At 62.8% G+C, this 13,233-nt stretch carries 12 protein-coding genes and 1 riboswitch; of the genes, 10 read left to right on the forward strand and 2 right to left on the reverse strand.

The features are described 5' to 3' along the window. Positions 1 to 112: 112 nt before the first annotated feature. The 6 genes from HMI60_RS12680 (at position 113) to HMI60_RS21275 (ending at position 7,687) form a co-directional block, all read left to right on the forward strand. Complete coding sequence (locus HMI60_RS12680; RefSeq protein WP_018776381.1) at positions 113 to 3,916, forward strand: multifunctional oxoglutarate decarboxylase/oxoglutarate dehydrogenase thiamine pyrophosphate-binding subunit/dihydrolipoyllysine-residue succinyltransferase subunit; 3,804 nt, start codon at positions 113 to 115, stop codon at positions 3,914 to 3,916. Between the two features lie 93 nt (positions 3,917 to 4,009). Next, entirely contained in the window at positions 4,010 to 4,657 is a 648-nt protein-coding gene (locus HMI60_RS12685; protein ID WP_018776382.1) for a GDSL-type esterase/lipase family protein, read from the forward strand. A 2-nt stretch (positions 4,658 to 4,659) separates the two neighbouring features. After that, positions 4,660 to 5,934 (forward strand): serine hydrolase, encoded by a 1,275-nt coding sequence (locus HMI60_RS12690; RefSeq protein WP_193589754.1) that lies wholly within the window; start codon positions 4,660 to 4,662, stop codon positions 5,932 to 5,934. A 102-nt stretch (positions 5,935 to 6,036) separates the two neighbouring features. Beyond that, positions 6,037 to 6,885: a DUF4097 family beta strand repeat-containing protein gene (locus HMI60_RS12695; RefSeq protein WP_039242088.1), complete on the forward strand. Its 849-nt coding sequence runs from the start codon at positions 6,037 to 6,039 to the stop codon at positions 6,883 to 6,885. Beyond that, positions 6,885 to 7,499 (forward strand): PadR family transcriptional regulator, encoded by a 615-nt coding sequence (locus HMI60_RS12700; protein WP_018776386.1) that lies wholly within the window; start codon positions 6,885 to 6,887, stop codon positions 7,497 to 7,499. The genes HMI60_RS12695 and HMI60_RS12700 overlap by 1 nt, the downstream gene beginning before the upstream one ends. A gap of 113 nt (positions 7,500 to 7,612) precedes the next feature. Beyond that, positions 7,613 to 7,687 carry a 50S ribosomal protein bL37 gene (locus HMI60_RS21275; protein ID WP_369299106.1) on the forward strand — a complete coding sequence of 25 codons (75 nt, stop codon included), beginning with the start codon at positions 7,613 to 7,615 and terminating at the stop codon, positions 7,685 to 7,687. 113 nt (positions 7,688 to 7,800) lie between these two features. Here HMI60_RS21275 and rsrA read toward each other — a convergent pair whose 3' ends face one another. Both rsrA and HMI60_RS12710 read right to left on the reverse strand, forming a co-directional pair. Further along, positions 7,801 to 8,061 carry a mycothiol system anti-sigma-R factor gene (rsrA, locus tag HMI60_RS12705; RefSeq protein WP_018776387.1) on the reverse strand — a complete coding sequence of 87 codons (261 nt, stop codon included), beginning with the start codon at positions 8,059 to 8,061 and terminating at the stop codon, positions 7,801 to 7,803. Beyond that, positions 8,058 to 8,861, reverse strand: coding sequence for a sigma-70 family RNA polymerase sigma factor (locus HMI60_RS12710; RefSeq protein ID WP_018776388.1), 804 nt, complete (start codon positions 8,859 to 8,861; stop codon positions 8,058 to 8,060). Before HMI60_RS12710 ends, rsrA begins: the two co-directional genes overlap by 4 nt. Before the next feature lie 179 nt (positions 8,862 to 9,040). Between HMI60_RS12710 and HMI60_RS12715 the strand changes: the two genes are divergently transcribed. The 4 genes from HMI60_RS12715 (at position 9,041) to hisN (ending at position 12,944) form a co-directional block, all read left to right on the forward strand. Then, a complete protein-coding gene (locus HMI60_RS12715) occupies positions 9,041 to 9,556 on the forward strand; it encodes a DoxX family membrane protein (protein ID WP_055972066.1) in 516 nt (171 codons plus the stop codon). Positions 9,557 to 9,562: 6 nt separating this feature from the next. After that, the gene (gene aroA, locus HMI60_RS12720; RefSeq protein ID WP_193589755.1) at positions 9,563 to 10,930 is read left to right on the forward strand and encodes a 3-phosphoshikimate 1-carboxyvinyltransferase; all 1,368 of its coding nucleotides are present in this window, start codon (positions 9,563 to 9,565) and stop codon (positions 10,928 to 10,930) included. Positions 10,931 to 10,932: 2 nt separating this feature from the next. Then, positions 10,933 to 12,048 carry a ribosome small subunit-dependent GTPase A gene (locus tag HMI60_RS12725; protein WP_193589756.1) on the forward strand — a complete coding sequence of 372 codons (1,116 nt, stop codon included), beginning with the start codon at positions 10,933 to 10,935 and terminating at the stop codon, positions 12,046 to 12,048. 71 nt (positions 12,049 to 12,119) lie between these two features. Next, positions 12,120 to 12,944 (forward strand): histidinol-phosphatase, encoded by an 825-nt coding sequence (hisN, locus tag HMI60_RS12730; protein ID WP_018776392.1) that lies wholly within the window; start codon positions 12,120 to 12,122, stop codon positions 12,942 to 12,944. 170 nt (positions 12,945 to 13,114) lie between these two features. Continuing rightward, positions 13,115 to 13,228: riboswitch (SAM riboswitch) on the forward strand. The last annotated feature ends 5 nt before the right edge of the window (positions 13,229 to 13,233 follow it).

Genomic DNA, 13,233 nt, shown 5'->3' on the forward strand with positions numbered 1-13,233 from the left:
TAACTAGACTGTCAGGGGTCTGAGTTCGCGGGACCCGGACCCTGTCCCATCGTTGCGGAAAAGCAACTTTGGCCAGCGGGAAAACAACACTCATGGAAGAGGCGTATTTCAAGTGCCAGAGCAGCCCAGCCACCGTCTACCAGAGGAATTTGGCGGAAACGAGTGGCTCGTTGACGAACTGTACGAGCGGTACCAACAGGACAAGAACTCGGTGGACACCAAATGGTGGCCGCTCTTCGAATCCTTTGCTTCCGCTGACGGCACTTCTTCCAACGGAACCTCTGCAGCCCCATCAGCTGCCAATCCCCCTACCCAAGTACTTCCCGTCGTAGCTCCGGCTGCAGCGGCACCGGCACCGGCGCCGGCGGCCCCCGCAGCAGCGCCGGCCGCCGCCCCCGCGGCTCCGGCCGCACCCGCTCCGGCGAAAAAAGCACCTGCCACGGTTGCCCGGGACGGAGCAAAGAAGCCCGCCGCCGGCACCGCTGCACAGCCGATCCCTGCCCAGCTGCCCAAGAGCAACAAGGCCCCGACAGCGCCGGAAGAGGACGTGGTTTCCGTCCTCCGCGGCCCGGCCAAGGCCATCGCCACCAACATGGTCACCAGCCTCGAAGTGCCTACCGCTACCAGCGTCCGGGCTGTTCCGGCCAAGTTGCTCATCGACAACCGCGTCGTCATCAACTCCAACCTTGCCCGTGCCCGCGGTGGCAAGGTCTCCTTCACCCACCTCATCGGTTACGCCGTTGTCCGTGCGCTTTCCCAGTTCCCGTCAATGAACGTCTACTACGACGAAATTGACGGCAAGCCGAGCGCCGTGCAGCCCGCGCACGTCAACTTCGGCATCGCAATCGACATGCCCAAGCCCGACGGCACCCGCCTGCTGATGGTTCCAAACATCAAGAAGGCCGAGACCATGGACTTCGCGGAGTTCTGGCACACCTACGAGGACCTGATCAAGCGTGCCCGCAACGGCAAGCTCACGGCTGACGACCACGCAGGAACCACGGTCTCGCTGACCAACCCCGGCGGCATCGGCACCGTGCACTCGGTCCCGCGCTTGTCCAAGGGCCAGGCGGCCATCATCGGCGTCGGCGCACTTGACTACCCGGCCGAGTTCCAGGGCGCCAGCGAGAAGATCATCGCCCAGAACGCCATCAGCAAGATCCTCACCCTGACCTCCACCTACGACCACCGGGTCATCCAGGGCGCAGGCAGCGGCGAATTCCTCAAGCTCGTCCACCAGCTCCTCCTCGGCGCGCAGAACTTCTACGACGAGATCTTTGAAGCCCTGCGCATTCCCTACGAACCCGTTCGTTGGAGCCCGGACCTGCAGGTGGATCCCGCGGACGAGATCAACAAGGTTGCCCGCATCCAGCAGCTGATCCACTCCTACCGCGTGCGCGGCCACCTCATGGCTGACACCGATCCGCTGGAGTACGTGCAGCGCAAGCACCCTGACCTTGACGTCCTGACGTATGGACTCACCCTGTGGGACCTCGACCGCGAGTGGCCTACCGGTGGCTTCGGTGGCAAGCCGCAGCTTAAGTTCCGCGACATCCTCGGCGTGCTCCGCGATGCTTACTGCCGCACCACAGGCATTGAGTACATGCACATCCAGGAACCGGCCGAACGCAAGTGGTTCCAGGACCAGCTTGAGCACCCATACTCCAAGCCGAGCCGCGAAGAGCAGCTGCGCATTGTCTCCAAGCTCAACGCTGCAGAGGCCTTCGAGACCTTCCTGCAGACCAAGTTCGTCGGCCAGAAGCGGTTCTCCCTCGAAGGTGGCGAGTCCCTGATTCCGCTGTTGGACGCCGTCATTTCGGACGCCGCTGACGACGGACTGGATGAAGTTGCCATCGGCATGGCCCACCGTGGCCGCCTCAACGTGCTGACCAACATCGCTGGCAAGACCTACGCACAGGTCTTCCGCGAATTCGAAGGCACCCAGGATCCCCGCTCCGTCCAGGGCTCCGGCGACGTCAAGTACCACTTGGGAACCGAAGGTACCTTCACCTCGGACAACGGCAAGCAGACCAAGGTCTACCTCGCCGCCAACCCGTCGCACCTTGAAGCCGTCGACTCGGTGCTTGAGGGCATCGTCCGCGCCAAGCAGGACCGCCTGGATCAGGGCGAGTCCTTCCCGGTGCTGCCCATCATGGTCCACGGTGACGCCGCATTTGCCGGCCAGGGCGTGGTTGCGGAAACCCTGAACCTCTCGCAACTTCGTGGCTACCGTACCGGCGGTACCATCCACGTGATCGTCAACAACCAGGTCGGCTTCACCACTGCACCGTCTTCTTCACGTTCCTCCACGTACTCCACCGACGTCGCGAAGATGATCCAGGCACCGGTGTTCCACGTGAATGGCGATGACCCCGAAGCCGTGGTGCGCGTTGCGCAGCTCGCCTACGAGTTCCGCCAGCGATTCCACAAGGACGTCGTCATCGACATGGTCTGCTACCGCCGTCGCGGCCACAACGAAGGCGACGACCCCTCGATGACCCAGCCGCTCATGTACAACCTGATCGAAGCCAAGCGCTCCGTCCGCAAGCTGTACACAGAGTCGCTCATCGGCCGTGGGGACATCACCGAAGAAGAAGCAGAGCAGCTGCTCCGCGACTACCAGGAGCGCCTGGAGCGGGTCTTCGCCGAGACCCACGCCGCGCAGACGTCCCCGATCCCGATCATCACCGCGGACTCCGCGGCCGTTTCGGACATCGAGCGTCCCATTGCCCAGCAGGCGGACTTCGGGACCAATGCCCCCACGTCCACCGCGATTTCCGCTGAGACTCTTGCCCGCATCGGCAAGGCCCACCTGGAAATCCCCGAGGGCTTCACCGTCCACTCCAAGCTCAAGCAGCTGCTGGAGAAGCGCGAGCAGATGTCCCGTGAAGGCGGTATCGACTGGGGCTTCGGCGAAATCGCTGCCTTTGGTTCCTTGATCATGGAAGGCGTACCTGTGCGCCTTGCAGGGCAGGACTCGCGCCGAGGCACCTTCGTTCAGCGCCACGCCGTCTTCCACGACCGTGCCAACGGCAACGAGTGGCTGCCCTTGGGCAACCTCTCCGATGACCAGGCCAAGCTGTGGATCTACGACTCCCTGCTGTCCGAATACGCGGCCATGGGCTTCGAATACGGATACTCGGTGGAGCGTCCGGATGCGCTCGTTCTGTGGGAAGCCCAGTTCGGTGACTTCGTCAACGGCGCCCAGACCATCATCGACGAGTTCATTTCCTCGGCTGAGCAGAAATGGGGCCAGCGCTCCTCACTGGTGCTCATGCTCCCGCACGGCTACGAAGGCCAGGGCCCGGACCACTCCTCGGCACGCATTGAGCGCTTCCTTCAGATGTGCGCAGAAGACAACATGATCGTGGCCAACCCCACCACCGCGGCCTCGCACTTCCACCTTCTGCGCCGCCAGGCATACAGCCGTCCGCGCAAGCCGCTGATCATCTTCACACCCAAGCAGTTGCTGCGCCTCAAGGGCGCCGCTTCCGCCGTCGAAGATTTCACCACGGGTGGCTTCAGGCCCGTTATCGGCGATCCGGAAGTCCAGCCGGCAAACGTGGACCGGGTCATCCTGGTCTCCGGTCGCTTGTACTACGACCTCCTCTCCAACCGCCAGAAGTCCGGTGACACGTCCACGGCGATCATCCGCGTGGAGCAGCTGTACCCGCTGCCGAAGGCTGAGATCGAAGCCGAGCTCGCCAAGTACCCGAACGCTGACATCGTTTGGGCGCAGGACGAGCCCGCCAACCAGGGCCCGTGGCCCTTCATGGGCCTGAACCTGGCACCGGAACTTGACCGCAAGCTCCGCCTGGTCTCGCGTCCGGCGTCGGCATCCACGGCTGCCGGTTCCATGAAGCGCCACGCCGCAGAACAGGATGCCCTGATCAAGCAGGCATTCGAACGTAAGTAAAAACGAAACTGCCCGGCCTGAGGAGCGATTAGCACGCCTCAGGCCGGGCAGTTCTGTTTAATGGGACAGGTACCCGGTCCCAAAAACCGGCCGATGATCCGGAAACTGTGCAAGGACCGTAACGAGTGTGAAGAGGTAACCGTGGAAGACAGGAAGCTGCGTATCGCAGCTGTTGGAGATGAACTGCTCGCGGGCCTGGGGGATCCCCGCGCCCTGGGCTGGCTCGGTAGAGTCCTGGCCCGCACACCCCAGGACTCCGTCGTGGTGGAGAGCTTTCCGCTCCCTTGTCCCATGGAAGGTACAGAGGGCCTGGCCGCCCGATGGCAGGAAGAAGCCGGCAGGCGCTTCAGCGATACCCATGAGAACCGGCTGGTGATCGGACTTTCAGGTCGCGATCTCGAATTTGGCCTTTCCACAGCGCGGAGCCGGCTGAATCTGGCCAACATCCTCGACGGAGCTTCGCACAGCAGCGTGGAGGTCTTCGTGGTTGGTCCGCCTCCCACTTTGGATCCGGCACGCAACAAGCGTCTTGCTGAACTCAACACAGCTTTTGCCGATGTCACCACGCGGCGCAACCACCACTACGTTGACACGTTCTCCCCGTTGCTCAATCATGAGCAGTGGAGGACGGACCTCGCAGCCAATGGGGGAACACCGGGCCAGGCCGGCTACGGCTTGATTGCGTGGCTTGTCCTGCACCGCGGCTGGTTCCAGTGGCTTAATATCGCTCAACCGGAGTAGCCATGACGCGGAACATGCAGGTTTCTGTCAGAGCAGCAACAGCGGCGGCAGTAATTGCCGCAGTGGCAGCCACAGTTTCCTGCAGTTCCGGTCCCCCGGTCTCCCCCGCGTCCTCAACAGCCGCGTCGGCACCGGCATCTACTGCTTCTCCAACATCGGCGCCCACGGCGCTGCAGCGCTTCGATTCAGAGGGCTTGCGCGCGGACTTTGAGCGGACAGCCAAGGAAGTCCTTGTCCCGGGAGCCATGGTGCTGCTGGAAACTCCCGAGGGAACCCTCACTGCGTCTTACGGCACAGGTACCCGCGGCGCCGAACGGCCGGTCTCAATGGCGGACCACATCCGGGTGGGTTCGGTCACCAAGACCTGGACAACCACAGTCATTCTTCAGCTCGTCCAGGAGGGCAAGCTCGCCCTTGGTGATCCCGTTTCAAAGTACCGTCCAGACGTTCCCAATGGTGACGGCATCACTCTCGAGCAGCTCCTGACCATGCGGAGCGGCCTGTTCAACTACACCGAAACCCTTGAGCTCAACTCAGCCATGGATAAAGAACCGCGCAGGGAGTGGAAACCGGAAGAGCTCCTCGCGCTGGGGTTTGCCCATCCGCCATATTTCGCGCCGGGGCAAGGCTTCCACTATTCCAACACGAACACGGTCCTTCTGGGCCTCATCGCCGAGAAGGTCGCAGGAAAGCCACTCGGTGATCTCTTCAAGGAGCGCATTTTCCAGCCCCTCGGCTTAAAGGGAACGGTCTTTCCGGATATTTCGTCCAACAGCATTCCGCAGCCACATCCCCAGGGCTATTTCTACGGTGACAACGTCCTGACGATGACCAATCCCGCCCTTCCCGAGGACATGCAGAAGGAAGCCGCTGCGGGCACCCTGGCCCCGAACGACGTTACTGATGTCAATCCGTCATGGGCCTGGGCAGCAGGGTCCGGAATCTCCACGACCACGGACTTGAAGATCCTCGGCGAAGCCCTCGTTAATGGGAAGCTGCTCGATGCCGGGCTCCAGCAACAACGACTCGACAGCGTCATCCCCACCAACCCTGAAAACCCCGACCGTGCTTCCTACGGCTGGGGCATAGCGAAGTTCGGGAAGCTCTACGGCCATACCGGCGAACTTCCGGGTTTCAACACCTTCATGGGCAGCGATCCCGCCAACGGAGTGACCCTCGTGGTGTGGACAAATCTGGCACCGGCGGCCGATGGCCGGGACCCTGCCGTGACCATCGCGAGGTCACTCATCGGCAAGGTCTACCAAGCCGGGAGCTGACGCCGGGCGCGTTACCTCTTGATTCGCTGGAGCTCTTGATTCGCCGGGAAACGCGATATATCGTGTTTTCATCAACGCGATATATCGCAACTTGGAGGGATCATGTCAGACGAACTATGGACCGTGACGGGCCCGCAAACCATTGAAGTGGATAACGTCCGCTCCCTGAAGCTGGGCATAGTGAAGGGTCGATTCGACGTCGTGGCCCACGACGAACCCTTTGTCCGCATCGAGATCAGCGAAATCACCGGCGACCCCCTTACGGTGACACTGGTGGACGGGCGCCTGGAAGTGCGCCACCAGCTGCAGGGGCCGCAGGGCTGGTTCCGCAACCTCATGGGGACCGTCAACAACAGCAGCACCAACTCGGTGGTGGTCGGGATCGCGCTGCCACCCGGCGTCGACGTCGAGGCCGGAACCGTCAGCGGCGACGGAATGGTGTCCGGCGTCAGCGGCCGCACGCGCCTGAACACTGTGTCAGGTTCCGTCATGGCGGACGGCACCAACGGCGAACTCCACGTGAACACCGTCAGCGGGGAAGTCATCGCCAGGAACCACGACGGCGTCCTGACCGCCAAGAGCGTCTCGGGCGAAGTTACGGCGTCGGGCACCTTCAAAAGCGTCCGGGCAAGCACAGTCAGTGGCGACCTCAGCTTCGATCTCCAGGACTACACGAACGACTTTGGAGCCAACTCGGTCTCCGGCGACCTCACCATCCGGCTCCCCCACGACGTTGGCCTGGATATCGTGGCGAAATCAGCCAGCGGAACCGTAGTGATCGATGACCAGATGTACGCCCAGCCCGGCAGCAATGTCCACACAATCGTTGGTCCTGACGAACGGCTCATGCTTGTCCGCACCAATACGGTCTCCGGCAAGACCTACATCATCCACGGCTCGGCACCGTCACCGGACAACAGCCGGCAGTCGCCAGGGGAAGCTGGTCTCTGATGCCTCCCGTCTTCGCCCACGGCGCACTGCGCCTGTACCTCCTTGCCCTCTTGGAAACCGGTCCCAAGCACGGCTACGAACTGATCAAGGCCCTCGGCGACCGCTTCGGCGGAACGTACTCCCCCAGCGCCGGAACCATCTATCCGCGACTGGGCAAGCTGGAAGAGGAAGGTCTCGTCGCTACAGAGACCGAGGGCCGGCGCACGAAATACTCCATCACCTCAGCCGGGCGCGCGGAACTGGACAGCCGACGGGAGGAACTGGCGGACGTCGAAGACACCATCTCCGCCTCCGTCAGGCGGCTCGCCGACAACTTACGCGAGGACATCCGCAGCAACATGCGCGGCCTTCGTGCCGATCTTGCCGCTACGGCGGAAGCAGCCCGCACAAACGCCACCTCCGCCGCTTTCCGCAGTCGGACGGCGGGCTACACACCGGAAGGCCAGCGCATCCTCAAGGAAGCAGAATTGATGGTGCAGGCCTTTCGGGACGATATCCGCGTGGAGTTGCGTCAACACGGGGCTGCCCGCCCGCTGACGCCAGTGGCACTGGAAACGGTCCGCGCGGTCCTGGATCAGGCTCGAATATCCATCAGGAATTCACTCAACAACTGAGCTGAGGCAAAGCGCCCCGCCGCGCGGACGCCTCCCGGTTCGCGGCGCAGCACCCGGATGTGCGAAACTGGAGGGCAGCTCTATTGAGTATCAATCATTGAAGGAGGCCAGCTATGAGCAAGCGTGCACGTAAGCGTCGTGACCGTAAGCGCGGCGGCGCGAACCACGGCAAGCGTCCCAACACCTAAGCCAACGGCTTAGCGTCACAGGCTTAAGAGCGAGGGCCCCGGAAACCATGCGGTTTCCGGGGCCCTTGGCGTTAAACCCTCACAAGACCAGGCCATGCCAGCCAGCGGCCGGATCAGGCGTCAACAGGCTTGATCGAGTGAATCCTGTCCAGGATGGAATTCTTGAGGTTCTCGGGAGCGGATTCGGTGCACGAACGCTTGACCATGGTGCGGATGAGGCACTCAAGGTCATACTGTTCTGCACACTCTTCACACGTATCAAGGTGCTGCTTAATTTCCGTGAGGTCCTCACGTGTCAACGCACCGTCGAGATACTCATAGATCCGCTGCATTCGCGTATCGTCGCAATCGCCCAATCCCTGGCAGTCGCTCATTTCTCTTTCTCCTGATTGTTGCTTCCGGCCGCAGCCTGATCTTCGGTGTGGGCCTTGAAGCCCCGTTCGGCGGCATAGTCCGCCAGCATGTCCCGCAGCATCTTCCGGCCACGGTGCAACCGCGACATGACAGTGCCGATCGGGGTATTCATAATCTCCGAGATTTGCTTGTAGGCATATCCCTCGACATCCGCGAAATAGACAGCCAACCGGAATTCTTCCGGAATTGCCTGCAACGCGTTTTTGACGTCGGAATCCGGCAGGTGGTCAAGAGCCTCGGCTTCGGCTGAACGCAGGCCCGCCGAAGTGTGCGACTCTGCTTTGGCCAGTTGCCAGTCCTCGATCGTGTCCGAATTGGACTGCAGCGGTTCTCGTTGCCGCTTCCGATAGAGGTTGATGTAGGTGTTGGTCAGGATCCGGTACAGCCACGCCTTGAGGTTGGTGCCGGGCTTGTACTGGTGGAACGCTGAAAAGGCCTTGGTGTAGGCCTCCTGGACGAGGTCCTCCGCGTCAGAAGGGTTCCGCGCCATCCTCATGGCAGCCGAGTACAGCTGGTCGACGTACTGCATTGCGTCGCGCTCAAAACGCTCGCGCCGCTGCTCCGGGCTCTCCGCTGCAACATCGACGGCGGCCGGCGCCGGGGCGTTATCGTCGTCCGTCGCGTCGGCTGCTTCGTACATGGCCGCTGCGGCCGGTTCAATGGTGCTCATCGTTGCCAAGTCTACTGTCAGCTTGGGAGAATCCGGCTGCACCCCGTACCCGGCCTCCGGTAGAACCATGCGGTCCTTCACCAAAGTCAAAAAACCAACTCCGTTCAGCGAGCGGCAACGCCGTGCCGCAGTCCGGTCTCCACCGCACCTGAAACTCACAACGGCCGCTGCCGGGTAAATATTCCGCAAAAGTGCAAGACTAGATCCGACTGCACCCCGTGAACACAACACTCATCGAACAGTGTGGCAAGCCACCCAGGAGGCAAAACATGTCTTTTATCCGTTTTCTCGCGCGGCCCATGCTCGCATCCAGCTTTGTCGTTGCAGGTCTGGACAAGCTCAAGAACGCTGACGACACCGCCAAGCAACTGTCACCGGTCCTTCGACGAGCCTCTGAATCGCTGCCCTTCAAAGCGGACGAGAAGACCCTCGCCCGGGTCCTGGGTGGAGCCCAGCTCGGCGCCGGAGCCCTGCTCGGACTGGGTAAGCTTTCGCGTTTCGCAGCGACGGTGCTCGCGCTGACGTCCGCCCTGAACTCCTACGTCGAATGGCGTTCAGCCGACATCAGCACCAAGGAGGGGCGCACCGCCCGGAAGGCCCAGCTCCTGAAGAACATCTCACTTACCGGCGGCGTGTTGTTGGCGTCGGTGGACACCGAAGGCCGTCCGAGCATCGCCTGGCGGGCCGAGCACCTTGCCGCCGACGCCAGGAAGGTCACCGGCAAGCAGATCAAGAAGGCAGACAAAGCAGTGCGCAAGGCCGTAGACAACGCAGTTGGAGCATAAGGAAGCATGACAGGTACCACCGCCGCCAATACCGAACCGGACAAAGCCGCCAGCCTCCCGCTATGGCCGGCCCCTTATGCCAAAGGGCCCGTGGACGCCACAGTGACGGTCCCAGGTTCAAAATCGCTGACCAACCGGTACCTGGTGCTGGCAGCCTTGGCGGATGGTCCTTCGCGGCTCCGGGCTCCGCTGCATTCACGCGATTCGGCCCTGATGATCCAGGCCCTCCGGCAGTTGGGTGCCACCGTCACCGAGGTACCCGGTGACGGTGACTATGGGCCCGACCTGGAGATCACTCCCCTGGACCCCTCTGCTTCGAGCTCAACGACAGCCATCGACTGCGGTCTGGCCGGTACCGTCATGAGGTTCGTTCCCCCGCTGGCTGCCCTGCGCAGCGGCGCCACAGTCTTCGACGGCGATCCCCATGCCCGTAACCGTCCCATGGGAACCATCATCGAGGCACTGATCGCCCTGGGAGTTCCGGTCGCAGCCGAAGGCGGCAGGACGCCGTCGTCCCTTCCTTTCACGGTGGAAGGCACCGGCGAGGTGCGCGGCGGTCACTTGGTCATCGACGCGAGCGCTTCCTCCCAGTTTGTCTCGGCGTTGCTGTTGGTAGGCGCCCGCTTCACCGAAGGCCTGCACTTGGAGCACGTGGGCAAACCCGTTCCAAGCCTGGACCACATCACCATGACCGTTGAGGTGCTTCGGAGCGTGGGCGTTACTGTCGATGACTCCGTACCCAACCACTGGCGCGTTTCGCCCGGCAGTATCAGTGCTTTCGACCAGCGGATCGAGCAGGATCTCTCCAACGCCGGCCCCTTCCTGGCCGCCGCCCTGGCAACGCACGGCACTGTCCGCATTCCCAACTGGCCCACCGGCACCACACAGGTGGGCGATCTCTGGCGGACCATCCTTGCTGCCATGGGCGCAAGCGTCACCCTCGACGGGGGAACACTGACGGTTACCGGCGGCAATGAGATCAAGGGTGCTGATTTCGACGAAACCAGCGAGCTCGCGCCGACTGTAGCCGCACTTTGCGCTCTGGCTACCGGCCCTTCGCGATTGACGGGCATCGCCCACCTCCGCGGACACGAAACAGACCGCCTCGCTGCCTTGGTTGCCGAGATCAACCGCCTTGGTGGCGATGCGGAAGAAACTGCCGATGGCCTGGTAATTCGCCCAGCTTCCCTCCATGGCGGAGTGGTACACAGTTACGCAGACCACCGAATGGCCACTGCCGGCGCCATCCTGGGACTCGCCGTCGACGGCGTCCAGGTTGAAGACATCGCCACAACATCCAAGACGATGCCCGAGTTCCCGGAGATGTGGGCACGAATGCTTGACTCCGCCGGCACGAATGAGGCCGGCAACTGACCATGGGCCGCGACGCACGTTCCTGGGACGAATCCGATGTCCGGATCCGTCCCAACAAAAAAGGATCACGACCCCGGACCAAGGACCGTCCCAGCTACGATGACGCCGTGATCGGGCGGATCATCACGGTGGACCGCGGGCGGTACCGGGCAATCGTTGACGAAGACTCCCCCAACGAACGCATCATCATCGCCGCACGCGCCCGCGAACTCCGGCGCAACCCTGTTGTGCCCGGTGACTTCGTGGCCCTTGTAGGCGACGTTTCCGGGTCTCCGGACACGCTTGCCCGGCTGGTCCGGGTGGAAGAACGCCGGACCCTCCTTCGCCGCAGCGCCGATGACACGGATCCGATCGAGCGGGTAGTCGTAGCCAACGCCGACCAGCTGGTGGTGGTTGTTGCAGCCGCGAATCCCGAACCGCGGACCGGGTTCATCGACCGCGCCCTTGTGGCGGCGTACGACGCCGGTATTGAGCCATTGCTGCTGATCACCAAGGCCGACGTGAAGGATCCCACTGAACTGCTGGCCAACTACGTCAGCCTGGATTTCCCGGTGATTATCAGCCGGACAGCCGATTCTGAAGCCGGTGGCATTGATGCCCGATCCGATGATGGGCTGTCGGCCCGGTTGGACAGGGATGCTGTTTCCCGGCTCCGCGCACACCTCCGTGGCAAAGTGACCGTCATGCTGGGCCACTCCGGTGTGGGCAAGTCCACCATGGTCAACGCGTTGACGGGCGCCGAGCGGGCCACCGGCGGCGTGAATGCCGTCACCGGACGTGGCCGGCACACTTCGTCGTCGGCATTGGCGCTGAAGCTCGCGGATGCCCCCTCGGGCAGCTGGATCATTGACACCCCCGGTATCCGCTCCTTCGGCTTGGCCCACGTGGATCCGGACCGGATCCTGCATTCCTTCCCGGACCTCGAACCCGGCACCGAAGCATGCGAGCGGGGATGCAAGCACGACGCTACGGCAGTGAACTGCGGGCTGGACGCCTGGGTCAATGAAGGACATGCGGGCCCTTCAGGGGTGGCGCGCCTGGCGTCACTGCGTCGCCTGCTGGGCGCGGACCCGCGCCTGGAGGCCAAAGAAGCGAAAGAGCTCGGCACGGTTACTTGATGACACTGGAAAACTGAGGGTGCAGCGGTAACGTCCCCACCGCCGCCAGTATTTCAGGATAGTTTGGTGCCATGACCCAACCCGCTTCCACCTACAACGACGACCTGCGCCTGGCCCATGTCCTCGCCGATTCCGTCGACGCCCAAACCATGGATCGCTTCAAGGCCCTGGACCTGCAGATCGAAACCAAGCCGGACCTTACCCCTGTCACCGATGCCGACAAGGCTGCGGAGGAGGCTATCCGCGGTCAGTTGTCGCGCTCGCGTCCACGTGATGCAGTCCTGGGTGAAGAGTTCGGCAGCAGTGGCCACGGATCGCGGCGCTGGATCATCGATCCCATCGACGGAACAAAGAACTTTGTCCGCGGCGTTCCAGTATGGGCAACGCTGATCGCGCTCGTCGATGAAGGCGAGCCCGTCGTTGGTGTGGTCAGCGCTCCGGCGTTGGGCAAACGCTGGTGGGCTGCCAAGGACATGGGCGCCTACATGGGTCGGTCCCTCGCTTCAGCAACCCGCCTCAAGGTGTCCAACGTTTCACGCCTGGCCGACGCTTCCATGTCCTACTCCAGCCTGTCCGGCTGGAAGGAGCGGGGCAATCTGGACGAATTCATGGACCTCACGGAGGACGTCTGGCGCACACGTGCCTACGGTGACTTCTGGTCCTACTGCCTCGTGGCCGAGGGCGCAGTGGACATCGCCTGCGAACCGGAGCTGAACCTCTACGACATGGCTGCGCTCGTCCCCATCGTGACGGAGGCAGGCGGGCGCTTCACTTCCCTGGAAGGCGAAGACGGACCGTTCGGCGGCAACGCCCTGGCCACCAACTCCATCCTGCATTCGGAAGTCCTGAAGCGTCTGAACCCCGGACTGGACGACCTCCTGCAGCCCCAAGCCTGAGGCTGACCCTACTCCGGATTGCCGAATTTCCGACGGCGGACGCCCGCTTTTGTGCGCGTCCGCCGTTTTTTGTTCGCGGAAACTGGGATTTGGCATTCCGCGTAACAAAGCGCTTAACAAAACCCCACGGCTTTGGATCGTCCCCCGGACGTGCCTTAGCCTTTTTTACAGGTCACGAGTGCCAGCGCTAAACCCCGGTTTGCTGGCCGGCAACCCTCCATTCGCGGTGGGGTGCCCCGGGTGACGACCCGGCCGGTCCGGAACGGATGCGGCAAGCGCGGATCCCCCT

It is taken from the genome of Paenarthrobacter sp. YJN-D, from assembly GCF_015040335.1.
Lineage (GTDB): Bacteria > Actinomycetota > Actinomycetes > Actinomycetales > Micrococcaceae > Arthrobacter > Arthrobacter nicotinovorans.